We start from the raw sequence: 24754 nt of genomic DNA on the forward strand, positions 1-24754 counted from the left end.
TTACTTGAATATAAAAACCCTCGCTTATATATTATCAGCATGGATAATAATAAGCACTTTGATGACCAGCTGCGTCAGCAGTCATAGCGCAACCAAAATAGCTGTTGTACAACCTAAAAAGAGAATATTTGCATACAAACCACACAAGCACAAGCATAGAAAGCGCACCAAAACAGTAAGATTCCGAGTACACTAAATAATATCTTTGCTATCTATCTCAAGTAAGAGTTTGTCTGAGCTATTGAGTCGAGCAATTATACCTTCAGTCTTGGGCAACTCATACTCATAATAATACCGCATAGTATGTATCTTACTATTGTAAAACTCATCTCCCCTGTTTTCATTTATCGCAATCTGACATGGAATAGCCTGTAGCAACCACTGCCAGCCAATAGCTACAATACCGAAGAGCTCCAGATATAGCGTAGCATCCATCAGGAAGACTTCTTTTTTCTCTTTCATAGCAATGGTCGAAAGTCGCATCGTAATGTTCTGAAGCCTAAATAAAGCATCGTTTAGCTTCTCACCATATTTGGACAATTCAATGACTTCCAGTTTCACTTTTTTAATGGACTTGGATACTTCTTCCGTGAAAGCACGAAAAGCAATCCCCCCTCCCATAACTATCTTCCTCCCTAACAGATCCACACCATGAATTCCAGTAGTTCCTTCATGTATCGTATGAATACGCATCTCTCTAAAATACTGCTCTAATGGGAAATCTTTACAGTAGCCAGCCCCCCCTAATATCTGTATAGCAGCAGAAGTAGACAATATACCCATTTCACTCGGGTAACTCTTAGCCACTGGCGTAAGCAAGTCTAAGGTCAGTCTATAAATTTCTTTAATTTCTTCCTTACCTCCTTTAGCCATATCTGCGTAATGCGCACATTGTAGTAATAAGGAAAGAGAGCCTTCTACTATAGCTTTTTGAAAGAAAAGCATTCTTCTCACGTCTGCATGGTCTATGATATTGATCTGAGCAGAAGTTGGGTCCTTCTCATCAGGTTTGCGGCCTTGTGGTCTTTCTTTTGCATAATTGAGCGAAGCATAATAAGCTGCAGACCCTATGGATGCTGCACTCAAGCCTACGCCTATCCTTGCTTCATTCATCATTTGAAACATGTACGAGAGTCCTTCATTCGGTTTGCCTAATAAATAGCCGAAACATCTTTTCTTCTCTCCAAAACTCAAATGGACAATAGGTGCCGCTTTGTATCCCATTTTGTGATACAAGCCTGTCGTTGTGACGTCGTTCATCACCACTTGATCACCTTCTTTAAACCTCTTCTGTGGCACCACAAACAGCGACAAGCCCTTTGTTCCTTCTGGTGCTCCTTTTATTCTCGCCAACATTAGGTGAACCACATTACCTACAGCATCATGATCTCCAGCAGAGATAAATATTTTTTGCCCCACGATACTGTAAACCGTTCCTTCATCATCTAGCGGTTCCGCAGAAGTAGTTACATCAGACAGTGAGCTTCCTGCATCTGGTTCAGTCATGGCCATGGTACCTTGCCAAGCTCCGCTGTATAATTTGGAAACGTATGTTTCTTTTAATTCTTCAGAACCGTACTCTTCGATCAAACGAGCAGCACCAGCTGTCAAGAATGGGTATACACTTGCAGAATAATTGGCAGCACCAAAAATAAACTGAGCACATGATGAAACAGTAATAGGTAGCTGCTGTCCTCCCGTTGCTTCACTGGCATTAGCTGAGATCCAGCCACCATCTCCAAATTTCTTAAGTAGTTTTCTAATTTGCCCATGAACTTTAACCTTGCCTCCTTCAAACTGAGGTTCCATTCTATCCATTTCTTCATTGTAGGGACGCAACTCTTTATCAGCCAGATCACCTGCAGCATCCAGTATCATCTTCACCCCGTCTAGGTCATGATTTTTATAGATATCAAGCTTCATTAATGTCTCAATATCAAAGACCTCTTTGAGCAAGAAATCAAGGTTTCGTCGGGAATAGTATTCAGGCATGGTATTTTTGGAATTTTATTTTCTCTACAATAGAGATTGAAGATAAATCAATGGTTGATGATATTCAAATTTATCCTTCAACAAAAGCATTAAAAAATTCGAAATCCATTGATACATAAGCCCTTATCTTACATCAAAAATACAAGCTCATATGCGATGAAAAAATATTTAAAAATATTCCTAGACAGTTGTTGCATAATAGAATAATAGCTTCTACTTTTGCATCGCAATTGAGGGAAACAAACCCCGAAAGAGCAGCCAGGAGCGGTAGTTCAGCTGGTTAGAATGCCTGCCTGTCACGCAGGAGGTCGCGGGTTCGAATCCCGTCCGTTCCGCTGGTTATCAAGCACTTACATTAATTTGTAAGTGCTTTTTTTATACCCATAATCAAATCCTTGATCCATCAGGATCAAGCCGTATTTCTGGAGGATTAGAAATTTCACGCATAAATTTTAGAGAGTCGGAATAAGAAAAATTCCACATTTGTGACACCACGGAATTGACTTCTAAAGGCTTTGATCTTGGCCTTCAAAAATTTTCTAAAAGCCGTCCAGATAAACTCTAAAAGAAAAAAAGGTTAGTACATTTAGCACTAACCTTTACATTCTTTCGATCGTTCGACGTTTACATTACAGATCGTTCCAGTAAAAAGTATAAGAGTAAGCAACTCTCTTATCTTCATCCCCTTCACCATTATCATACTGATAATCCATCACCTCATCACCGTCAATAATTTCATAGCTGACACCCCACGGATTACCTCCAGTACAGTCTGGGCAGTTGGTATTAACCACTTCTATTGTTATATCCTCATCACCAGTAACTACATACTTAGTAATATCTACTTCAATTTTTACCCCTCCTAGATAACCTACTTCTTCACTTTCATACACCAATTTATCATCGATTATAATCTTTGCTTTATCATCGATTTCATAGAAAAAAATGGTCTTTTTAGACTGACCCAGCGAGCTAAATCCTACAAGGACAAAGACTGAAAAGATTATAAACTTCAATGTATATTTCATATGTTCTGTTTTTTTTCGAACCCGTATTTCAAATATCATTCCAATTTCGATAGGAGTTAATTACTTATGCTAGAATTCTTAATCAAGTAATGAATTTGCAAGCCAAAATGAAAATTATGGACTTCGACATCATCTTGATAATACCAATTTTTCCTGTAGTTCCACATGATTTGTGGCCTGACACTGAATCTGTTAAAATAGCGTACATAATCGATACCCGCACTTACTTCAAAATCAGCAGGATATGGAGGTTCAGGCTGCTGGCTATACGCATTCACAAAATAATCATCATTAAACCTTATTCTTGAATAAATCACCCCAAGTTTCCCTTTAGGGTTATACCAATCAATTTTTAATATACTTCCATTAGAACCCGTACCAATTCCTGCACCCATTATTTGCCCCTGATTAGTATATCCATTAGGCACGACGCTATGTACATAGTATGGGGGATTAACATTACTAGGTAGTATCTGATTTTGATTCGCACTTAGGGTGGTAAATTCGTACCCAAATTTCAATACATTCTTATCATCCAAATCAAATAACTTCATCACACCCCAATTGAGTGCCCTACCCCTATCAAACTCCTCAAACCAGCCTGTTAAATTCGAGTGAAAATCATTTTTAGCATACTCTATATAACATTCGAAACCAACTTCTGGAAAACGATACTTAATTGAAACAGAAATCATTTGATCATACTCATCGTTTTTCAGGCTATCCTTAAACGTATTATGAGAGAATACTGCAAAAATATCCCTAGCAGCCAAATCCCCATCTGCCCATCTGGTATAAAGCAACCTGTTTAGTCCCAAACTTAACCCTGGCGCAAAAGATGGCTCATAACCTAAAGAAATCCCTGTCACATATTTTCGATCATTTTCAGGGTTATCGTCAAAATAATCCGACTCATATGCTGCCCCCCAATACCATTTACCTTCAACCTTACCAATTTTAGTATCTATTGGTATGGCAGTCCCTATATCAATATGTGGAATCCCTGCTGCATTATTACTCATCAAAATCGGGTTCCAAATAGAAGGACCCCACTTAAAATTCTCGGTAGAAACTCCTAAAGTCATTTTTTTATATACTAGTCTCACCTCTGATTGTCCAAAATTGAACTGAGAATAATCCCCTTCTCCAAACTGCTGGACATAATCGATCCTACCATTAAAAGGGTATGAATATGGACTTTTAACTGTACCAGTAACATTAGGAGGAATGTCAATAGACAGATTCTGAGACCAAGTAACAATAGGAACAAATGAGAAATGAAGGATTCCCAACTTACCTTGAAAACCACCTGTGAGTGCCATATTCGAACCTTTCCCTGACCAAATAGCTCCATCATTATACCCACGAGGGGTTATAGTGTTAGCATTATAATTAACATACGGATCCACCCATACGAAGCTTTTTTTCTCCGAAGACTTTACCCCAAGTTTAAAATTATCTCCCCAAATATTCCAAGACAACGTCGAATCAACCTGATACTGTGAAATTATAGAAGGATGTATTGATATAGGGTGTGATATTTCTGGGTTTTTAAGCACTAATATCTCATAATAGTCGCGTGTATGATCTGAAGGATATATCACTTGACCTGACACTCTTGATGACACTAAAAAAATTATATTCAGAAAAACAAACAATCGTATATTCATGAGGCTATTGGATTATTAAAGCGTAAAACTAATCAGCACAACCTAATGATTTCGGATCGTTATCCATAAATTCGCACAATAATGTAATTAATCAAATAAGCATGGCAAGAGTCACTATACTTATGGCAGTTTACAATGCTGCAGAAACTGTATCTGAGTGTATAGAAAGCATTTTAAATCAGACATTCAAAGACTTCAAACTACTAATAGTCAATGATTTATCCACTGACAATACAGTAGAAATCATCGAAGATTTTAATAGTGACAAAATAGAAATTATTCATTTCAAAACTAAAGGTTTCATCAACGCACTGAATACTGGATTAAGCAGATGCAAAACAGATTACATCTGCAGAATGGATGCTGACGACATTATGCTTCCTACCAAATTGGAAGAACAAGTAAAATTCATGGACAATCACCCTGAAATTGCGGCTTCGGGCACTTTTATTGAAGTATTTGGCAAATACAATGCTATATGGAAGCGTTTTAGACCAGGGTATGAACAATGCAGGCGAAATATATTCTGGTTTAGTACAATACAAAACCCATCAAGTATTATTCGTCATAGCGTTATCAAAGAAAACAACCTTAAATACAAAAGAGAGTATGCTTTTATCGACGGAGACAAGGATTATGCCTTAGCCGAAGATTATAAATTCTGGTATGATGTTTCGAGAGTAGGTATATTATCAAACCTCCCAAAAGTTTTACTCAAATACCGAATTCACCCTACGCAAGCCAGTACATCAAAAAGGAAGGTTCAAGATTTTGTAGCAAACAAGATACGAAGAGAGGCCCTAACGGACTTTCTCAATGACCAAGGTTTATCTATTGAGAAAATAGACAAAAACACAAACAAAAAGGCTCTTTTAAAGAAAGTGAATACACTGAAAGTAGCCAAAAGAGACCGATGGCACTTGGCCATGTCCAAATACATGCTTATTCAAAGCACCAAAGAATTAGGTTTTATACATTTTCTTAAAATTCTGTTCTTCTCTCGATTTGCCTTTGACAGAAATAGTCCAGAATTATTCATGAAAATGGTTTATAGCAAGTTTGGCAACGAAAAGCCAATGATCTAATTACCCCACTTATCCTTGAAGTATCGCAGGGCAATTGAATTATTCCTGTCCTCGTCTCTCTCTTTTCCATGATTGTTTATTGATGCCAAACTATTGGCTTTAAAAAAACCTTCTGTCCAAAAGGGTATATAGCAAAACCTGCTTGATGGAAAAACATATTTAGGCACTCGGGCATGTGCACTTACCCAAACATCATCTACAAACCGAACAGCTCTTGGTTCTTCTGGATAATCGGTCAATTCTTCATAATCAAAAAACTTAGGCCTAACTAAAAAACCTGAATACCCCTGCACAATATCTATTGGATAATACTCGCTCACACGAGTAGTAGGCACAGGCACAGGTGCTTGTTTGGTTATATTAGTCCAAAGTGTAGTACTCCTATCCACCAAATCAGCCGGAACCCTCCAACCACTAGCTGCTACGATCCAATCTGGCTTTTCATCAGAAGCTTTATCAAAAGCTGCCAACATCGTACGAGGATACATATTGTCATCATCTACCACTAATATTTTTTGATCAGGATCGAGAGACCCAACAGCTGGTATAAATTTAGTACTAGGCCCCCAGTCCTTGTCTACTCGCTTCACCTCCAAACACTTCAATCCTTCTATTTCTTTGGGAATAACATACCCTACCTTCTCTCTCATAGACATCTGAGGAACGTATAAATAAATTTTCTTTGGAGCTCTTTTTTGCGACAGCAGACTTTTGACTGTCGGTACAATTTCTGAAATCCGACTTGGTATAGTAGAAAAAGAAACAATTATGTCTGACTTATTAGTGTTGCTCGCGCAATACTCGTCCCAATAGGCTAACGACTTTCTCGTAGTAATGAAATAGTGCCAATAGTCTCTAATAAACTTCTTGCCCGACAAATAATTATATGCCTGATTCAACAAGAAAAGAAAAACTACTACGCCTACAATAATGGATTGAATTAATGTCATGATTTGATTTTATTGACCCAAACGTCTACCTTTTTTCGAAGATTAAAATAAAATACCGATAGCCAATTTAGACTATAGGGAAAATCAGGTTTTAGTTTATTTCTAACGCTTAAAAATTTTACAGGGTGTGGAGAACTGATATTAACCTCGTCCTTTGTTAAATGAATTCCTTTACTATCCTTAAACTGATTTAAAAGAATAGTCAACACAGACTGATCATCCTTGTGGTTATACCTATTGGCTCCTTTTGGCTTGATACACTCATGTATAAGCGAATATCTTTTCCATTCCGAAACGAGCGCTCTTATATCTGCATTATGATAGCCAAAACCACACATACAACCACAAATATTACGAACATAATAATGTGATTCAGGCACATTCATATAATCCAAGGTAGGCTGCAGCGTCCATTCCTTTAAAGTCCCTGATCCGCCTATAGGAGCATATAGACCATACTGATCAATCTGATCCCAAACATAAGTTAGCGGCTCATTGAGAATTGTTGCGCTATCCAGCCAAAGTAAATTACCTTGCTTTTCTTCGAAAATCTCATTCACCATAATAGGCTTAAATGAATAAGTCCTAAATTCTAATTGGACGAATTTGGGATATTTTGAAAAGTCAAAATTTCTTACCGATAGATTGGGAACCTTTTTTATAAGTTGATTGAGATGTGACTTTTGATCTTCATTAAAACCAAGATCATAACAAATCAATTCGCTATTCTCGTACTCTTTTTGCTTATTAAAGGAATAGACAAATTGACAAAAAGTTCTAAAATAAAACTCATCAGCAGCGGTTAATATGACATTGAGTTTCGTCATCAGGACACCAATTGGCCTTCCATTAATTTTATCACTCGATCGCCTCTATCAAAATACTGTTCATCATGGGAGATGACAACAATCGTCTTGCCAGCTTTTTTTAGATCTTGTAAAATAGTTTCGTAAAAAATCTTCTTAAAATGCGGGTCTTGATTTGCAGCCCATTCATCAAAAAGATAAACTTCTGTATCCTTTAGGATGGCGTTGATCAGTCCTAGTCTTTTCTTCTGTCCCTCAGACAAACGAGTAGTAGAAAATTTACCGTTTTCTATGCGCACCTTTTTTGTCATCTCTAAGGTTTTCAATAGCTCTTCTCCACGTTTCAACACGTCCGCATCATCGATGTGAGTTACATTATCAAACAAATAGGAATCAACAAAGGTTGCTGCAAATTTGCTTCTATAATCTTCTCGATTAGAGTCATCTATCGATTGTCCTTTATATTTGACTACCCCTTCTTTAGGAGGATATAAGCCTAACATCATCTTTGCCAATGTAGTCTTTCCACTCCCATTGCCGCCAAGAAGAAAAATCAGCTCTCCTTTCTTGATAGACAAATCAATAGGTCCTAACTCAAAATGCTCGTCTTCATCTGGGTTATAATACTCATGCTTTACTCCTACTAAATCTATAATAACATCATCTGCTACATTTTCCTCATCTAGCTCAATAGGCTTTACCACATGTGCTGTATCTTCCAAATCAATACCCGTTTCACTGATTTGCTCTAAGGCAACTTCTATCCTTTTCAAATTGCTAAACCAACCTGAAACCGTAGATAATGGAGCGATAATAAACAGGACTAAAGTCAAAAATTCACCAAAAACAGAAGGTTCTACAAAACCCGTAGCAAAAATATAAACCACCAACGCTGCCATACCTAAAAGCAACACCATATCTCCAGACTTGGACGCAATAGCCACTACTACACTTTCCTTGACCATGTATTTGTTTTGCTCTTCACTGGTCTTCTCAATTACTTCCTTCAAATAAAATTTCTTGAATTTTTTATTCAACGAAAGCTCTTTTATCCCATAAGTCAGCCCCTCAAATATTTTAAAAATATCATTCCAAAGCACTCGTGATTTCTCTTGGTATTTTCTTGTCAATGGTAAGGAGAGTTTGGTAAGAATAAATACTGCCAAAAACAGCCCTAAAACTGCCAAACTCAAAGTAGGATGTTGATATACAATATACCCTAGTACTCCCAAAACTGTAGCTAATCCAGTAGTTACGCTAGGGAGCCTATCAATACCATGATATATGGTCTTTATATCCTCTGTAAGGATGGGGAAAATTCTATCTTGATTACGTTCAATTTCACTAAAATCAGCTTGTAAGATCTTAGTAGACAAAGAAATTCTTAATTGATGAATAATACCTTGGCTCAATTTTGATACTGCAAATGACGAAACCACAGCAAGCACTCCATATCCTACCCAAAACAAACCAAACTCGACCTGAAAGCTTGCCGCATTAAAATTTTCAGTGTTTATAGACTCCACAATCATCTTTATCAGAAAGGAAGAACATATCCCTGTAAGAGCGCTACTAAAAACAGCCAGTACAAATAGTAACTTAGAGGACTGTATAAGGAGTTTAATAATTTTCATTTGAATATATTGAATAACTTAAATCACGGACGGATTACTTCTCAAAAGAAGACTTGTTCGGATAATAGTTCTGTAAAAAATTTTGCACCAGTTCAACCACCTGTTGGTTAGGGTTATCTTTTTGATCATCGTTGAGACAATAAAAATAAGGGCGAACCCTATCGATACGGGCAAAAGCTTTTTTTTGTCTATTGAAACTATTGGTAATCTTGTGGAAAATTTGCCATTTCTTAAGTTCAAACACATTCATTGGACGGCATAGCTCTCGTTGATACTTCAGCATATAATACTTGTACAGCTTATATGCCATAAAGTCGTCATCCTGCCTGAATCGATGCTGGCGCTTCTCATGTGTTTTTTCTGGCCAAAGCTTATACATGGCATCCCAGCAGTCCTTCTTCACCAAAATCGGACAATGCTCCACCAATCCCAATCCTATAATATCATTCTTAGCTTCATAGATCCTCCAACTCGGATTTTCACCGAATAGCGTCCCGAAAATATTGATTCTGCCAGCATCAGACACAAACGCCTCCATTGGAGTCGTATTTCCGAAAAGAAAATCATCATTCATATAGAGAAAATGATCTGATAGCCCTGGGATTTTATCCAAATAACTTTCAATAACACTAGAGCTATAGGTAGGCAAATACGCCTCATCAAAAATATCTTCGTGATGAACCACCTTCACTTTGGGGTGATCTGTATTAAGCCATTCTGGCACTTGTGGTTTTTGGGTCAGTATATAAATATTGCGCGCCCATGGTACAAACTGCTCGATAGAACGAAGACTGTACTTGAGCATATCATATACATCTCGAAATCTTTCGGGATTAACATCATCAAGATTTTCTGCGAATTTCTGACATTTTTTGATGTAAACGGGATCATCTCCATTCACCCAAGTGTAAACAATGTCAATAGACTGGTCCGAATTGCTCAAATTTTATTTGATTTGCACGATTAAAATTGAGCGCAAAAATATGAATCTTTCATCCATCATACAAAAACTTCAACGCTTTATCCATGTGTTCTTTACCACCCTACCAGGTAATTACACCAATAAAAAACTGGAGATTCTTGAAGAGTTATTTAGAGTCACTAATAACTACATGAAAAGCACTGGAGCCATGTATTGGATAGACTTTGGCACCTTACTGGGATATCACAGAGAAAACACCATCTTACCTCACGATATAGATGTAGATTTTGGGTGTCATGAAGAGGAGTATGAAAAAGTTTGGAGTAAGCGCAAAGAGCTTCCTAATGGATTCAAACTTTACGACACGTCATTTAGACATAGAGGACCCAAACTTTATTTCAATTACAAAGGGTTTGATGCTGACGTATATTTCTACGAAGACAAAGGCAATACTTTGACTTCGTATGAAAACAGCCATTACCCTAGCGAACGCACTCCATTTGCCAAAACACTGGCTCTACCTGTCAAGGCTACAAAATTCTTGGAACAAGACACCTTCATACCAGCTCAACCCAAAGCTTACCTTGAGCATATATACAATTACCTAGGCAGCAATGGTCGTCGCGACAACACCACAGGATACTGGTACGAAAAGGAAGATTAACTGATTTAACTACTTAACTTAGGCAACACCAAATTCAGTGCACGTTTGAGATGGTCTTCATCATCGATCTCACACCAAACTAGATCTACCTGTTTTTCTACATGAATAGCTTCTGAGGGAGACAACACGTTAAAAGCATATTCATACTTCATCTTCTTGATCGTTGGCAAAGCAATCATTTTTTGATACAAATCTTGACTGATTTTACAAATACCAACCAACTCGGCATAGGAGTTTATTTTATCATTACCATCTTGCGACAAATATCTAAAATCACCATTTTCGAAGGCATGTAGATAAACCTCATCACCAGAATTGGTAAAACCACTGCCCAAAATCACATTTGCTTGAGTCGAATTCAGAATAGTCTGCAAAGCAGATATGTCATAAAGCAAGTCAGACTCTAGCAATAAAAAATCGCCATCTACATGAGGAGCTGCGCACACGAGCGTATACATGCTTTCTGTAGTGGAATACTCATCATTATAATAAATGGTGAGTCCATATTGCTCCTGAATATCTTCATAGGCCGTCCCTTTATGGCCTACCCCCACGACTATTTTCTCTATACCATTAGCTTTGAGCAATCGAATAGAGCGTTCGATCAATGTTTCACCACCAACCTCCAAAAAACCTTTTGGCATTTCTTTAGTTCTATCTCCTAACCTTGTCCCTCTTCCGGCAGCCAAAATCACTGCTGTTTTGATTGTCTGATTGCTCATTTTATATCTTAAAATTTACCTAAAATTTAGAATTGCGAAGATAGATAAAAAATGCTTTGGGGGTAGAAGCATTTTTATGAGTCATTACAAATGATTGCAAAATATATCTTTTAGTTTTGCACTCCGACCCAAAAATGAATTTCAGAATAATTAAGACGTAAAATCAAGTTTAGCATGAAACTGACATTGTCAATAATTAACTCACAAGTAGAGTAGAAATTATGCAATTAAAGTTCCTTGTGACAATTAAAAATCAAATAATAAGCGCATGAAAAAAGTGTATGTCGGTATGGGTACTGATTTGGTGCACCACGGCCACATCAATATAATTGAAAAAGCACGCGAGTTAGGAGAAGTAACTATCGGGTTATTATCAGACGAAGCAGTATCAAAATTTGCACGTGTACCCTTCCTATCTTTCGATGAGAGAAAACAAATATTGGAAAACATCAAAGGCGTGCATGAAGTCATTGCACAAGAAGAGCTTGATTACGAAACCAACCTAAGAGCATTAAAACCTGACTACGTTGTGCATGGTGATGACTGGAAAACAGGCCCACAAAGACACATCCGGGAGAAAGTACTTAAAGTAATCGGCGAATGGGGTGGCGAACTAGTAGAGCCTGCTTATACGTCTGGCATCTCTTCTACAGGCTTGAGACAAGCCATGAAAGAAATCGGCAACACTCCTGACATTAGAAGAAGAATGTTGAGAAGAATGCTCGACAACAACCATTTAGTGAAAGTGATGGAAACACACAATGGTATCTCTGGACTTATCGTAGAAGACACTAAGGTGGAACTAGACGGTGAAGTAAGAGAATTCGACGCCATGTGGTTGAGTAGTTTGACTGACTCTACTGCCAAAGGAAAGCCTGATACAGAGTATGTAGACCGAACTTCTAGATTCGCTACGATCAACGATATTCTGGACGTAACGACCAAACCAATGATCCTTGATGGTGACACTGGTGGCGTAGCTGAGCACTTTGCCATGTTGGTAAGAAACATCGAAAGACTAGGATTGTCTGCCGTAGTCATCGAAGACAAAGTAGGATTGAAAAGAAACTCTTTGTTTGGTACTGAAGTAGAGCAAACCCTCGACACCATCGAAGGATTCTGTGAAAAAATACAAGCGGGTAAAAAAGCACAGGTTACTGACGAATTCATGATCTTCTCTAGACTAGAAAGCTTAATTGCTGACAAAGGAATGGAAGACGCTTTGACAAGAGCAAAGGCTTATATCGAAGCAGGTACCGACGGTATCATGATTCACTCTCGTCACAAAGACGGTAAAGAAATCATGGAATTCATGAAAGAATACCAAAAATTCGACGTGAAAGTACCTGTGATTTCAGTGCCATCTTCATACAACCAATTCACTGAAGACGAATTGAAAGCAGCTGGGTTTAGTATTGTTATATATGCCAACCACTTGCTAAGAACAGCATTCCCTGCGATGAAGAGAACTGCTGAGTCAATCTTGACGCACAAGCGATCTAAGGAAGTAGATGGAGAATGTATGTCCATCAAAGAAATATTGACCATTTTACCAAATTAAGCCTACATGCTGAATACCGCAGAGTTTTTTGATTTTGTAACAGCCAAAGGCGTAGATTTTTCAACGGGAGTCCCTGACTCCCTATTGAAAGATTTTTGCGCCTATGTCTCTGACAATAGTAATGACATCATTGCAGCCAACGAAGGCGCATGTATCGGAATTGCCGCTGGCTATCACCTAGCCACTGGTAAGATTCCACTCGTATATATGCAAAATTCAGGTTTTGGCAATACCGTCAATCCTTTGACGTCTTTGACTGACCCTGAAGTGTATGCCATCCCCATGCTAATCATGGTAGGCTGGAGAGGCAGACCAGGAGTAAAAGACGAACCTCAGCACGTAAAAATGGGCAGAATCAATGAGGCGATGATCCAATCTTTGGAGATTCCTTATTGTATTTTGTCGAAAGACATGGCTGAAGCCCAAAAGCAAATAGATACTGCTTTTGAATTTATGCAAAAGGAGAAAGCGCCTTATATTCTATTGATAGAAAAGGAAACTTTTGAGCCTTACAAACTACAAAGCGCGAAACCTGATACCTACCCGATGTCTAGAGAGCGCGCCATCGAAGTGTTGCTCGAAGAGCTAAACGATGACGACGTGATGGTATCTACCACAGGGAAAACTTCTAGAGAAGTTTTCGAAGTGCGAGAAGCTAGAAATGAACCTCATTACAGAGATTTTCTATGCGTAGGCAATATGGGACATACATCTCAGATTGCACTGGGCATAGCCTTAGGCAAGCCTGACCGCAGAGTAATCTGTCTGGATGGCGATGGTTCATTCTTGATGCACATGGGATCTGCTGCTATAGTAGGAGATCAAGCACCTGATAATTTAAGGTATATCTTGGTAAACAATGGCGCACACGAATCTGTAGGCGGTCAGCCAACGGTTGGTTTCACTACAGACTTCAAGAAAATTGCTGAGGCTTGTAACTACAAGTCTACATTCACCGCTTCCTCTGAAGAGGAATTGAAAGAGATCATGCCTAAGTTTTTGGAGAGTACTGGTCCTTCTATGTTGGAAATCAACGTAAAGAAAGGCTCTAGAAAAGACCTTGGCAGACCTACCATCAAGCCTGCTGACAATAAGATAGATTTCATGAAAAATTTGGGTAACTAAGCCTTATCCTCTTTTTTTCAAATGAAAATTATTATAAAGTCATTCTGACTCGATAGCAATCGAAATTCGGAATGACTTTATTTTTGCACTAAATAATACTAATCTCATGACAAGAAAAATCCTCCTTAATCCAGGCCCAGCCACCACTACCCAACAGGTAAAAGATGCATTGGTCGTAGAAGATATTTGCCCTAGAGAAACCGAGTTTGGCAATCTCATGCACGAAATATGCGATGGGTTGCTAGAAATTGGCAATGGCCAAAAGGACTATAACGTAGCCTTGTTCGGCGCTAGTGGAACGGGAGCTATGGAAGCTACACTTACTTCTGCCATCGGCAAAGGCGACAAAATATTGATCTTGACCAATGGAGCTTATGGGATTCGCATGACGCAAATCTGTGAAAATTATGACATTAGCTACGATTCACTATTTGAATACGGCGACTACACCGAACCAGCTCAAGTAAAAGAAGCACTAGCAACTAAAAAATATACTCATTTGGCTTTCATCCATCACGAGACCTCTACTGGCATGATGGATCCTGTAGAAGAATTGGTAGCTGTATGTAAAGAGTTCAATGTCGTTTCTATTGTGGACGCTATGAGTACGTTTGGTGCCTATCCGTACCATCTCTCTGAACTAGGAGTGGATTACATCTTCAGCTCGTCCAATAAATGTATCCATGGTATGGCAGGCCTTTCATTTGTTTTGTTTCACAACAAGCAAAAGGAAGCTTTAAAAGCCAATGGCCGCAGCTATTATTTCGATGTATATAAGCAATGGGAAAACCTTCAAAAGAAAAACCAACTTCGCTTCACTCCTCCTGTTCAAATTTGCTACTCCTTTATGGCAGCCATTAAAGAAACCCTCACTGAAGGTGTAGCTGCTCGATGGGAACGATACAAGGCCAACTGGCAAATTCTATATGATGGCCTTTTAGATTTAGGTTTCAAACCTTTGCTCCCGTTGGACCAAGAATCTAAAATACTTCTTGCTCTCAAACTAGACGGCAAAGAAGGTTTTGACTTCGATCATTTTCATGACTATCTATACGAAAGAAGCATCACTATCTATCCTGGTGTAATGCCCGAAAAGGCAACTTTCAGAGTGGCTATCATAGGAGATTTATATCCAGACGATATGCACAAAGTCATGAAAGAAATGACCGCCTATTTTAATGCTTAACCTATTTGAAATATCCCGTAGAATTACATCCATTTTCTAGTAATAGTCGTAATACTACGGGCTGACTATAAACAATCTATCAGTAGCCATTTTGATAACCTTACCATTTAGTCTATGGTATATTCTATTTATTTCAATGTTAAAAACAATCTCCAAAGCACTAACCAAGGAGCAACTCCAATTTTGGAATGAAAACTCCTACATTCATATTCCTAGTTTATTTAAGGAACGTGTCAATGAAATGTCCCAATGGATAGATGAAATATCTAATTGGGAATCAAGCATGGATCAATGGATGTGTTACTATGAAATGGACAACCCCAAACAGTTGTCTAGAGTGGAAAATTTCATTCCCTATCATGCGGGTATGAAAGAAATCTTTACTGGGTCTACTATCATCGATTTAATCACAGAATTGATGGATGAACAAGCCATATTGTACAAAGAACGTATCAACTTCAAATCGCCAGGAGGTGGCCCGCATGCAGCACACCAAGACGGTGTAGCCTATGAACAAGGAGCCAATGCTTCTTTCGACCCTAACATCAAGCCTTACTTGTCTATACTAGTGAGTGTAGATGAAGCTACGGAAGAAAATGGCTGTCTACAGGTGGTACCCAATTGGCCTTTAGACACTTTAGAAATCATCCCTATGGAAGCTCCCTATCCTGACAAACCACATTACATGAAAATGAAGCAAAGTGTAGAAGATTCCTTGACTTGGAAAAAACTACCTACACAGCCTGGCGATGCTTTGATATTTACCGAGCGACTGCCGCATAGGTCTGAACCAAATCATTCAGACAAGACCAGACGAATTATCTATGGGGTTTATAATCCTTTGTCAGACGGAGACAAGAGAGAGAAATATTACGCCGACAAACGCAAAAATCCAAACGATGCTCGGTATATGGTAGGCAATCCGCATGCTCCTAGCAATTAGATTAAACAACAAAAAGGCTTCTAAAACATAAATAGAAGCCTTTTTGTTTAATTCCTCAATTTAATTTTTTGTCTATTAGGTTTTGAAAATTCTGAACCTAGATCGAGAATCACGACATTTTCATTGCTCAACTTATAGGACAATACAAACTTCATATCGGTCAGACTAATAAAGCTGGTATATACCGTTCCACCTAATCTTCCACTCTCATCTGCTCTTGCAGGTTGCCCAGCCTGCCCAAACGTATTGCCCACGCTGAGTAGATTTATTTCTTTCTCACTTTTTTCCAAAGCTTGGATACGCTCTTCGATAGAATGATAGCGATAACATGGATAATTTCCTGCAGTAGTGTCTGACAACAAGAAGTTGGTCATAATAAGCCGATTATCTACCACCCAATGCAATTCACGTTTACCACCTACCCACTCTACCACTACCGCCTTACCAGACTTGTCACCAAACATCATATGGCTTTTAGTCAATCCTGTTTTCCGCTTTTCTATATAAAGCAAAGCCTCGTCTACTGTGGCACAATGAGCCAGTATTTCGTTGCCTAAGTTACTATTGGGGTTACCATAGCCAGGTACTTTTTCTTGTTCTGGCGTGACGGCAGCGTCAAAAAACAATCCCACCTCATTCACTCCTCCTTGAGCAAACTTATCCCAGCCATACCACAGACGTGCCCATTTATTTTTGGATTTTGGTTCTATTTGAATATAAGCATTCACATCGTACCAATAGTCTTCGTTGTTTACTATATAGATTTTTCCTGTCGTCGCATCTATATAGTATAATACAGCACAAGCCTCTACTTTTGAAGTGAATAGCCACAAAACGGACAGTAGTAAAGCAAGCGATTTTAATTTCATAAACTACTTCGAAAAATCTTTATCAACATCGTTCTGTTAATCCTTGAGTACCATGATTCCCCACATGGCAGGGTCATTAGGAGGATCATCGTTCCACCGGCGATACGAGTGCGAATCATCTGTTTCGTAGTAGACACGATAGGCACCTTTTTTCAAGGTCATAGTTTCGTCAAATGATCGATTTTTTCTCGCACCACCTCCATGATCGGAATTACGATATTCCATCTCCCAAACGATTTCGTCGGTATCCAAATTTCTGATATATCCAAAGTCGTACATTTCATTTCCACTCCCTTCTCCCAATCCTTTCACACGGACTTTAGTATCTTGATCTACCGAGAATGTCTTTTTCATTAATGCACGATCACCCACCATCATAATCACAGCCAATTCATTTTTGTTTTTATACATCTCAGGATGAAAAGGCACTACATTTTTCACCTCAGATTCCTTGACTGCCCAAACCGTAATACCCCACATCTCTGGTTCATAAGGTTGGCTAGAATTCCAACGTCCATAGGCATGTGAATCGTCCGTAGCATAGTACACAATATAATCTCCTGGATCAAGAGTAATTACCTCTTCGACCGATCGGTTTTTATCCGCACCTCCTGCGTGTTTTGTTTTATATGGTTTCATATCCCATATACGTTCTCTGGTAGAAGCGTCTACAATCCACCCAAAATCAGCCATATCATCACCATGCCCTTCTTCTCCTAAGCAGAATACCCTGACCTCCATAGTTTTTTTGATACTAATGCCTTTAGCTAGCATCTCGTTGTCTCTGGCTCTCGTCAGCGAAACCAATGGCTTCCCATTTTTAGGTTCTTGATAGGCGACCACATGCTTCTTGCTATCAGCCCACACACTGACTCCCCAAAACTGTGGATCATCTGGCGGCAAAGCATTCCATCGCTCAAAAGAATGTGAACCGTCTGTGGTGTAATTAACCAAGTAATCTCCTGCTGGCAAGGTGATTTTTTCATTGACCACGAGGTTTTTTGTCGCTCCTCCTGCAAACCTGGCGTTTCTATTTCTCATCTCAAAAACCCGTTTACGGGTATTGGCATCTATAACCCATGCATAGTCAAACATTTCATCGTCATCGCCCTCACCTAATGCATATACTTGTACTTCGGTCTCTCCTAAAAGAGTAAACCCCTTGGTAAACCGGTCATTATCCTTTGCCTTCACATACGACACAATGGCCTCTGCCCTTTTCTTTTCCATAAAAACGTTAGCATCAGTCGTTTGTATCATTTTTCCGTCCAATCGAATATATAATTCATCTTGTGTGCTTCGCCTATAGTTTTCTTTGTCTCGCGTACCAAATAGCCAATCCATGGTGTCGCTCAGTCCACTAATAGACCAGTCTCCATCTTCATCTCTATATTTATTCCAACTGCGACTATCATACATCCCCGCAAAGTAGAGCTCATAGTGTCCTTTTTTTAAATTCAATTTGGTTTTGAAATCAAATGGTCCATCCACCTCATCCATATCTTCCCTCTTCATAAAATCAAATAAATGCCAAACGACCGCTCTCGTCTCTGCATCTATAATCCACCCATAATAAATCAAGTATTTCCAATCATCTTCAAATACCGCTCCCGTACCTGTAATAACAACCTCACTGTTTTGGCTTACGCTAAAACCTTGAATCTTCATCTCTTTAGGGTATACATCTCCGAGGGAGATCGATTGCGCCAATCCTGTGGTGCAGATGAGTATAGAAAGCGCCAATGTGTTAATTAATTTCATAGTCAAAATGAGTTTTATCTTTCACAACTAGGATGATGGCACAGATAAAATAGTTTTAAGTACGTTGAAGTTATTTCGTGAAAGCAACTAAATACATCCTATTCCTAGCGAATATAAGTAACGTAGGCAATAGGATGAGGTCGTATGAACATTGTTCATAAAAATTATGAGTTGATCCATTTTCTTTGGCAATATATTTGTAAGCTCACGCACTAATTGATTTAATTGTAGCATAAACTCAAAACCATATGCGATTCATTGTACCTGTTCTATTTTTATTTATACTAGGAACTCCTAGTTTTTCACAAGCTGGCAAGCCAAAATGGGTGAAAAACAGACCCGTATCAGACACCTATTACATAGGAATAGCTAGAGTGGCTACATCTACTCCTGATTTCAATCAAATAGCTAAAAACAAGGCACTCGCCGACATTATTTCAGACATATCTGTGGAGTTATCATCCACATCAGTCTTTCATCAGCTAGAAGAAAACAATGTACTCAAAGACACCTATGAATCATGGACCCAAACCAAAATCAAAGACGAACTAGAAGGATATGAACTGGTAGATAGCTACACAAAAAAAGGCTACTATTGGGTATACTACCGTCTCGATATAGCAAACTATAAAAAAATCAAACAAGACAAATTAGACAAAGCCAAAAAGCTATCTACGACACTTTTAGAAAAGGCCATAGAAGAACAAGAAAAAGGCGAGATAGGCAATGCACTACAGATTTATAAGCAAGCTTTTGATGCAATTGTGCCACATTTAAACGAAGACCTTTCCGCCTTTGTACACGAACATGGGCGCATAGACTTGGCCAATCACATTCACCAGTCTGTTGTGAGCATATTTGCTAACTTATCCTTCAGAACCACTGAAAACCCACTTGTATTCAAACCTCTAAGTGATGGAGAAACGCCATATTTCGTGGCCAGATACAAAGACCAACCAGCCAAAGATCTTTCGCTATTGATAGGTAAGTATGGTGAGTCTCAAGAGCTATATCAACCCGCTAAAAGCAATGATAAGGGTGTGGTGCTCCTCCCGATTGTAAACATCCAAGCCAACAGCACACAATCTATAGAAGTAGCATTAGACTTAGACAAGTCTCTAGGTAAAAAAAGTACTGAAAACATCCTAAGAGCTATGTTTTCACAAAAAAGAGATGCGCCAAGTGATCGCATCAATGTAAAGGTAGAGGCACAAACAGCTATATTTTCACTAAGCGAAAATCAAAACAGAGTTATTAAATCAACACAATCTATTTTGACCACTCACCTGTTCAACAAAGTAGCAGATGAGTCTACCGCTCAATTTATAGTACATATAGATGGGCACTGGCACGAAAGCAAATACGATGAACGTTATGATCTATATCGTGAGACATTGAACTATTCGATCAGAATCATTCATCAGCCTACACAAGCTGTGATCTATCATACCACCAATTCGGATATTAAAGGCGTGAAATCAGGCTCACAAAACAAAGCAAAAGAAGAAGCATTGTCTGCATTGGACACCCAACTCAGATATGAAATAATACCAGAAATTAATCTCATTAAAATAGACTAACAAAATAGACAATTATGAAAATTAACTACATCAACACACTGGCTGTCATTTGCACGATTGGGCTCATGGCAGGATGCAAGGGAAATCAAAAAGCCACACAATCTAAAGGAGAAAGCGAAATTGTACTTCACTGCTCAGGCTCAGAATACAGAAGTGACAAAAAGGCTTTTCGCGCCAATGCTACTGGTGAAAGTAGCGACTTGGAAATAGCTCGCAAAAAAGCATCTAGCAACTGTAAAGCGGCATTGGCAAGTCAAGTAGAAACCACCATCAAAAGCACTACAGACAACTACATCAACTCTAGAGAATTCAACAACGTAGAAGAAATCGAAGAGCGTTTTGAAGCACTCAACAGAGAAGTAGTAAATCAGCAATTGAATGACGTAAAAGTGATTTGCGAAAAACTTACAGAAAACAAAAATGGCAAATATAAATGCTACATGGCTGTAGAAATGGATGTAGATGCTGTACAAACAGCTATCGAAACTCGTATTAAAAATGACGACAAGCTAAAAATCGACTACGACTACGAGAAGTTCAAAGAAACTTTTGAAAAAGAAATGGACAAAATGAGAAACTAAGTATCAGCATTAACAGAGCTGAAAGAGCTGTTTTAAAAGTTTCAGAACTATTTCATGTATGATAGTAAACTGACTTTTAAAACAGCTTTTGTATTTTCTCTTATTTAATAATCGTATTCATCGGCACACAATAAATATCATCAAAACCATTCTGAGGGCGATCCATCCACTCACGCAATTCTTGAACGCTACTAATACTGTGCGCTATTTTTCTATTACTAGTAAAGTACAAAGTCTCTCCATCTGCCGATACAAATGGGCAGTAATCCAAATCAGGAGAATTGATCTCCGACCCTAAATTGACTGCGAGCTGCCACTGACCATGTACCCGATAGGCAATATACAAATCCCCACTCCCAAGTCCGTCAGGACGTTTATAAGAACTAAAAAGGAGGTAGTTTTCGTCTGGATCTACAAATGCATTGAACTCATAAGTGACCGTATTGATAGCCGAACCTAAAGCAATAGGTTTACTAAAAACCCCATTTTGCGATAAGCTGTAAAAAATATCCTCTTTACCGATCCCCTCTGGCCTAGTGGCTGTAAAATACAAAGTACCTGCATTTGAAACTGACGGGTAAAATTCATCACCATCTGTATTGATCATACTATCCAATACCACGGGAATACTCCAACCTTTTCGGGTACGATCTACATACCAAATATTATAATCCATAGATTGATCTCCCTCAAACAGAGGTCGATCAGAGGCAAAATATAAACGTGATCCATCAGGTGTAAACATAGGCTCTATGTCCTTGTACTGGCCTGAAAAAGCCACCAACTTGGGCTGCCCCCACTCCTTGCCTGTTTTCTTCATTTCCACGATCATACGCTGATCATCTTGGTAATTATGTATCGAATACAATAGATGATTACCATCTAATGAAATAGTCATATCACGTTCTTTATACCTTGTGGATATGGTATCGGGCATAAATAATACGGGTGATTGAGCGGATACATTAACCGAAAGGCAGAGCAGAAGGATTAAACTAAATATCTTCATCTATTATCTGTTTGATGCTTTAACAACTCTTAAATACTAATCACTTATTTCAAATCACTTCTTACTCACCCAATCATTGTCTTTTAGGTAAAACCGCCAAGGCAGTAAAGCGTCCTCCTCGGCATAATCCACACCTATACGAGTTGTGGTCACGATTTGCAAGTCGTCTATAGGGTCTGCATTTTCTATCCAGATATGATTACCTACTAGGGCTATGCCCGTCAGCTGTGTGCTTATCCCCATCGATTTGGCCAATATACCTGGTCCGTTAGTGAGTTTTTGGTTAGAAGATTGTAACCTCGCCTTCATTACAGCCATGCCTTCGAGTGGTTCCAAAGCTCTGATAAGTACAGCATCAGCAATTCCTTCTATATTGGTGACCACATTAAACAAATGATGAATGCCATAACACAGATATACATAAGCACACCCTCCTGCACGGTACATTACCTCAGTACGCTCCGTACGTTTGCCATTATTAGCATGACATGCCTTGTCGTCATGCCCTCGATATGCTTCTACTTCTACTATTTTACCTTTGCAGTACGCACCATCTATCGCTGTACAAAGTGTTTTCCCCAAGAGATTCTTGGCAATTTCCAACACATTTGACCGCAGGTAAAAGTCGTTCGGCAAAATATTTAAACTATCTTTCTTCATAGATCAACCCAACCCATTTATACACGTATAAAGCCAGTAAATTTTATCAATCAAAAATGTATTTAACTATGTACACAACCAAACTGCTCAAATTCAGTTTCGTGGCAGCACTATTTGCCATTTCATTTAATGGAACTGCTCAAATCAAAACGCCTGCACCTAGTCCTGCAGGATCGGTATCTGCTACAGTAGGGCTTACCGAAATCGAAATCAACTACTCAAGACCACAGACGAAAGGTAGAAAAATATTTGGTGAAGGTGATGCTTTCTTAGTGCCAAATGGCAAATTATGGAGAGCTGGTGCAAATGCTGGAACTACTATCAAATTTAGCGATGATGTAAAAGTAGCAGGCAAAGACCTAGCTGCTGGCGAATACCTTTTCTTGGCTACGCCAGGTGCATCAGAGTGGGAAGTAGTTTTCTACACTGATATCGCATTAGGTGGCAATGTATCTGGATATGACGATTCAAAAGCTGCGTTGAAAGCCAAAGTAAAAGCTAGCAAATTGACAGAAATGGTCAACACTTTGACATACAACATATCTGATATCAGCGAAAATAGTGAAAACGCCAACATCCAATTAACTTGGGAAAACACTGCGGTAAATATCCCAGTACAAGTATCCTACGACGAGCAAGTAATGGCTGCTATTGCTAAAAACACCGTAGTAGACCCTGCCAACTTGATGGCGGCAGCAAGATACTACTTATCTACTGGAAAAAATCTGGATCAAGCTTTGACTTGGGCTGACACTTATTTGTCTACTGGAGAAAACAGCAAACAATTCTGGAATGTGCACGCAAAAGCACAAATACTCGCTAAGCAAGGTAACAAGAAAGAGGCTATCAAAGTAGCTAAAGAATCTATTGCTATTGCAAAAGCTAACCCAAGTGGTGATTTTGGATATGTGAAGAGAAATGAAGAACTGATTGCTTCATTGAAGTAATTTAGAAATAGATTAATAGATTATAGTTTTATCGGGTGTCTAAAGACCATATTTAGGTCTTTAGACACCCGTTTTCATTTCATCAACCTGTCCTTTTGGACATCAGCAATTCCATATTTTCTTGAGCAGATGGGTTATCCGCATCCAACTGCAAACTGCGTCGAATCAATGAATCTGCCAAGTCATAATTTTCCAAATGAATCTGTATTAAACCTTTGTTATTCAAAAAATAAGCCTGATCCGCTACTAACCCAATAGCTACATCAATAGTAGAATCTGCTTTTTGTAACCGTTGCTGAGCAAGATAGACCAGCGACAACGGATTAAGTACTTCTGGCGCATTGCCACGTAGCTCCAAGGCCTGACCGAAAGCTGCTTCTGCCTCTTCGTATTTCTTCAAATGATAGTTCATCACACCTAAATTTGTCCAAGAGTCAAAATGTTTGGCATCCCGAGCAATGGCTGCTTCAAAGCTTTTCTTCGCCGCTTGGTAGTTTTCTTGTTGTCCATATACATAACCTTCTACATTGTAAACCAGAGACGTATCTGGATATAGTTTTTTCAAGGTATTCAAGTCCTCCATGGCTGTTTCGTAGCGCGCCATAGCTAGATAGGTATAAGCTCGATTAAACAACACCTCGTGGAATGCTGGACGTACACGATGTACCTCGTTATAATCAGCCAAGGCCAACACATAATGACCCGTCTCATAATAAGCCACACCTCTATTCATATGTGCATCTACAATCTCATGATCCATTTCTAATACTTTAGAATACAAAGCAATGGCATCATCGTAATAGGCGTCATTCAGCTTTTGGTTAGCGGCTTCAAAGGTCTTTTTAATTCTATTTTGCTTATTGATAGGACTGCAAGCAGATAAAAAACTAAATAGAATCAGAAATGAGAAGTATATAATGCGCATGTGTGGTTTACTATTATTTGCTTACGCAAAGCTAAAAATTCCCTTCTTACTATGGCATGACATTCGTCATCTATTCCATATGAATATGGAATAATTAGTACTAGTTTAATAGAAACAAAAAAAGCTTCAGAATA

22 protein-coding genes and 1 tRNA gene are annotated in these 24754 nt (G+C 38.7%); 10 read left to right on the plus strand and 13 right to left on the minus strand.

The features are described from left to right. Positions 1 to 192: 192 nt before the first annotated feature. The gene (locus N7E81_RS15165; protein WP_263050444.1) at positions 193 to 1992 is read right to left on the minus strand and encodes an acyl-CoA dehydrogenase; all 1800 of its coding nucleotides are present in this window, start codon (positions 1990 to 1992) and stop codon (positions 193 to 195) included. A 261-nt stretch (positions 1993 to 2253) separates the two neighbouring features. Here N7E81_RS15165 and N7E81_RS15170 point away from each other — a divergent pair. Then, positions 2254 to 2327 (plus strand) — tRNA-Asp (locus N7E81_RS15170). A gap of 294 nt (positions 2328 to 2621) precedes the next feature. Here the strand turns inward: N7E81_RS15170 and N7E81_RS15175 are convergent. Next, positions 2622 to 3020: a hypothetical protein gene (locus tag N7E81_RS15175; protein ID WP_263050445.1), complete on the minus strand. Its 399-nt coding sequence runs from the start codon at positions 3018 to 3020 to the stop codon at positions 2622 to 2624. 56 nt (positions 3021 to 3076) lie between these two features. Beyond that, positions 3077 to 4690, minus strand: coding sequence for a capsule assembly Wzi family protein (locus N7E81_RS15180; protein WP_263050446.1), 1614 nt, complete (start codon positions 4688 to 4690; stop codon positions 3077 to 3079). 101 nt (positions 4691 to 4791) lie between these two features. Here N7E81_RS15180 and N7E81_RS15185 point away from each other — a divergent pair, with 101 nt between their 5' ends. Further along, the gene (locus tag N7E81_RS15185) at positions 4792 to 5775 is read left to right on the plus strand and encodes a glycosyltransferase family 2 protein (protein WP_263050447.1); all 984 of its coding nucleotides are present in this window, start codon (positions 4792 to 4794) and stop codon (positions 5773 to 5775) included. Here N7E81_RS15185 and N7E81_RS15190 read toward each other — a convergent pair. Genes N7E81_RS15190 through N7E81_RS15205 form a run of 4 tightly spaced genes read right to left on the minus strand, consistent with a single transcriptional unit; the run spans position 5772 to position 10108 of the window. Further along, positions 5772 to 6725: a hypothetical protein gene (locus N7E81_RS15190; protein ID WP_263050448.1), complete on the minus strand. Its 954-nt coding sequence runs from the start codon at positions 6723 to 6725 to the stop codon at positions 5772 to 5774. The genes N7E81_RS15185 and N7E81_RS15190 overlap by 4 nt on opposite strands. Next, positions 6722 to 7552: a DUF1647 domain-containing protein gene (locus N7E81_RS15195; protein WP_263050449.1), complete on the minus strand. Its 831-nt coding sequence runs from the start codon at positions 7550 to 7552 to the stop codon at positions 6722 to 6724. Before N7E81_RS15195 ends, N7E81_RS15190 begins: the two co-directional genes overlap by 4 nt. Next, a complete protein-coding gene (locus N7E81_RS15200) occupies positions 7552 to 9165 on the minus strand; it encodes a cyclic peptide export ABC transporter (protein WP_263050450.1) in 1614 nt (537 codons plus the stop codon). The genes N7E81_RS15195 and N7E81_RS15200 overlap by 1 nt, the downstream gene beginning before the upstream one ends. A gap of 34 nt (positions 9166 to 9199) precedes the next feature. Next, entirely contained in the window at positions 9200 to 10108 is a 909-nt protein-coding gene (locus tag N7E81_RS15205) for a stealth family protein (RefSeq protein WP_263050451.1), read from the minus strand. 40 nt (positions 10109 to 10148) lie between these two features. Between N7E81_RS15205 and N7E81_RS15210 the strand changes: the two genes are divergently transcribed. Beyond that, positions 10149 to 10751, plus strand: coding sequence for a LicD family protein (locus N7E81_RS15210; protein ID WP_263050452.1), 603 nt, complete (start codon positions 10149 to 10151; stop codon positions 10749 to 10751). Between the two features lie 5 nt (positions 10752 to 10756). On the opposite strand, the gene N7E81_RS15215 is transcribed toward N7E81_RS15210, so the two are convergent. Continuing rightward, a complete protein-coding gene (locus N7E81_RS15215; RefSeq protein WP_263050453.1) occupies positions 10757 to 11473 on the minus strand; it encodes a phosphocholine cytidylyltransferase family protein in 717 nt (238 codons plus the stop codon). A 268-nt stretch (positions 11474 to 11741) separates the two neighbouring features. Here N7E81_RS15215 and aepX point away from each other — a divergent pair, with 268 nt between their 5' ends. The 4 genes from aepX (at position 11742) to N7E81_RS15235 (ending at position 16288) form a co-directional block, all read left to right on the plus strand. Continuing rightward, entirely contained in the window at positions 11742 to 13034 is a 1293-nt protein-coding gene (gene aepX, locus N7E81_RS15220; protein WP_263050454.1) for a phosphoenolpyruvate mutase, read from the plus strand. A 6-nt stretch (positions 13035 to 13040) separates the two neighbouring features. Next, a complete protein-coding gene (gene aepY / locus N7E81_RS15225) occupies positions 13041 to 14159 on the plus strand; it encodes a phosphonopyruvate decarboxylase (RefSeq protein ID WP_263050455.1) in 1119 nt (372 codons plus the stop codon). 106 nt (positions 14160 to 14265) lie between these two features. Next, a complete protein-coding gene (locus N7E81_RS15230; RefSeq protein WP_263050456.1) occupies positions 14266 to 15345 on the plus strand; it encodes a 2-aminoethylphosphonate aminotransferase in 1080 nt (359 codons plus the stop codon). A gap of 136 nt (positions 15346 to 15481) precedes the next feature. After that, a complete protein-coding gene (locus N7E81_RS15235; RefSeq protein WP_263050457.1) occupies positions 15482 to 16288 on the plus strand; it encodes a phytanoyl-CoA dioxygenase family protein in 807 nt (268 codons plus the stop codon). Positions 16289 to 16335: 47 nt separating this feature from the next. Here N7E81_RS15235 and N7E81_RS15240 read toward each other — a convergent pair whose 3' ends face one another. After that, positions 16336 to 17157 (minus strand): C45 family peptidase, encoded by an 822-nt coding sequence (locus tag N7E81_RS15240; protein ID WP_263050458.1) that lies wholly within the window; start codon positions 17155 to 17157, stop codon positions 16336 to 16338. A gap of 36 nt (positions 17158 to 17193) precedes the next feature. Further along, positions 17194 to 18918, minus strand: a complete 1725-nt coding sequence (locus N7E81_RS15245; protein ID WP_263050459.1) for a hypothetical protein — start codon at positions 18916 to 18918, stop codon at positions 17194 to 17196. Between the two features lie 248 nt (positions 18919 to 19166). On the opposite strand from N7E81_RS15245, the gene N7E81_RS15250 reads away from it, so the two are divergent. Further along, positions 19167 to 20498, plus strand: a complete 1332-nt coding sequence (locus N7E81_RS15250; RefSeq protein WP_263050460.1) for an LPP20 family lipoprotein — start codon at positions 19167 to 19169, stop codon at positions 20496 to 20498. A gap of 14 nt (positions 20499 to 20512) precedes the next feature. Next, entirely contained in the window at positions 20513 to 21079 is a 567-nt protein-coding gene (locus tag N7E81_RS15255; protein WP_263050461.1) for a hypothetical protein, read from the plus strand. Between the two features lie 100 nt (positions 21080 to 21179). Here N7E81_RS15255 and N7E81_RS15260 read toward each other — a convergent pair whose 3' ends face one another. Together N7E81_RS15260 and N7E81_RS15265 are read right to left on the minus strand one after the other, a co-directional pair. Next, entirely contained in the window at positions 21180 to 22088 is a 909-nt protein-coding gene (locus N7E81_RS15260) for a hypothetical protein (RefSeq protein ID WP_263050462.1), read from the minus strand. Between the two features lie 54 nt (positions 22089 to 22142). Then, a complete protein-coding gene (locus N7E81_RS15265) occupies positions 22143 to 22748 on the minus strand; it encodes a DNA-3-methyladenine glycosylase (RefSeq protein ID WP_263050463.1) in 606 nt (201 codons plus the stop codon). Positions 22749 to 22816: 68 nt separating this feature from the next. Here N7E81_RS15265 and N7E81_RS15270 point away from each other — a divergent pair, with 68 nt between their 5' ends. Further along, positions 22817 to 23695 (plus strand): DUF2911 domain-containing protein, encoded by an 879-nt coding sequence (locus tag N7E81_RS15270; protein ID WP_263050464.1) that lies wholly within the window; start codon positions 22817 to 22819, stop codon positions 23693 to 23695. A gap of 82 nt (positions 23696 to 23777) precedes the next feature. On the opposite strand, the gene N7E81_RS15275 is transcribed toward N7E81_RS15270, so the two are convergent. Beyond that, positions 23778 to 24620 (minus strand): tetratricopeptide repeat protein, encoded by an 843-nt coding sequence (locus N7E81_RS15275; RefSeq protein WP_263050465.1) that lies wholly within the window; start codon positions 24618 to 24620, stop codon positions 23778 to 23780. Positions 24621 to 24754: the final 134 nt, after the last annotated feature.

Source organism: Reichenbachiella carrageenanivorans, assembly GCF_025639805.1.
Lineage (GTDB): Bacteria > Bacteroidota > Bacteroidia > Cytophagales > Cyclobacteriaceae > Reichenbachiella > Reichenbachiella carrageenanivorans.

Coding starts and splice junctions, on each gene's coding strand:
- N7E81_RS15165 (WP_263050444.1), bottom strand. CDS start 1,992: ATGCCTGAATACTATTCCCGACGAAACCTTGATTTCTTGCTCAAAGAG.
- N7E81_RS15175 (WP_263050445.1), bottom strand. CDS start 3,020: ATGAAATATACATTGAAGTTTATAATCTTTTCAGTCTTTGTCCTTGTA.
- N7E81_RS15180 (WP_263050446.1), bottom strand. CDS start 4,690: ATGAATATACGATTGTTTGTTTTTCTGAATATAATTTTTTTAGTGTCA.
- N7E81_RS15185 (WP_263050447.1), top strand. CDS start 4,792: ATGGCAAGAGTCACTATACTTATGGCAGTTTACAATGCTGCAGAAACT.
- N7E81_RS15190 (WP_263050448.1), bottom strand. CDS start 6,725: ATGACATTAATTCAATCCATTATTGTAGGCGTAGTAGTTTTTCTTTTC.
- N7E81_RS15195 (WP_263050449.1), bottom strand. CDS start 7,552: ATGACGAAACTCAATGTCATATTAACCGCTGCTGATGAGTTTTATTTT.
- N7E81_RS15200 (WP_263050450.1), bottom strand. CDS start 9,165: ATGAAAATTATTAAACTCCTTATACAGTCCTCTAAGTTACTATTTGTA.
- N7E81_RS15210 (WP_263050452.1), top strand. CDS start 10,149: ATGAATCTTTCATCCATCATACAAAAACTTCAACGCTTTATCCATGTG.
- N7E81_RS15215 (WP_263050453.1), bottom strand. CDS start 11,473: ATGAGCAATCAGACAATCAAAACAGCAGTGATTTTGGCTGCCGGAAGA.
- aepX (WP_263050454.1), top strand. CDS start 11,742: ATGAAAAAAGTGTATGTCGGTATGGGTACTGATTTGGTGCACCACGGC.
- aepY (WP_263050455.1), top strand. CDS start 13,041: ATGCTGAATACCGCAGAGTTTTTTGATTTTGTAACAGCCAAAGGCGTA.
- N7E81_RS15230 (WP_263050456.1), top strand. CDS start 14,266: ATGACAAGAAAAATCCTCCTTAATCCAGGCCCAGCCACCACTACCCAA.
- N7E81_RS15235 (WP_263050457.1), top strand. CDS start 15,482: ATGTTAAAAACAATCTCCAAAGCACTAACCAAGGAGCAACTCCAATTT.
- N7E81_RS15240 (WP_263050458.1), bottom strand. CDS start 17,157: ATGAAATTAAAATCGCTTGCTTTACTACTGTCCGTTTTGTGGCTATTC.
- N7E81_RS15245 (WP_263050459.1), bottom strand. CDS start 18,918: ATGAAATTAATTAACACATTGGCGCTTTCTATACTCATCTGCACCACA.
- N7E81_RS15250 (WP_263050460.1), top strand. CDS start 19,167: ATGCGATTCATTGTACCTGTTCTATTTTTATTTATACTAGGAACTCCT.
- N7E81_RS15255 (WP_263050461.1), top strand. CDS start 20,513: ATGAAAATTAACTACATCAACACACTGGCTGTCATTTGCACGATTGGG.
- N7E81_RS15260 (WP_263050462.1), bottom strand. CDS start 22,088: ATGAAGATATTTAGTTTAATCCTTCTGCTCTGCCTTTCGGTTAATGTA.
- N7E81_RS15265 (WP_263050463.1), bottom strand. CDS start 22,748: ATGAAGAAAGATAGTTTAAATATTTTGCCGAACGACTTTTACCTGCGG.
- N7E81_RS15270 (WP_263050464.1), top strand. CDS start 22,817: ATGTACACAACCAAACTGCTCAAATTCAGTTTCGTGGCAGCACTATTT.
- N7E81_RS15275 (WP_263050465.1), bottom strand. CDS start 24,620: ATGCGCATTATATACTTCTCATTTCTGATTCTATTTAGTTTTTTATCT.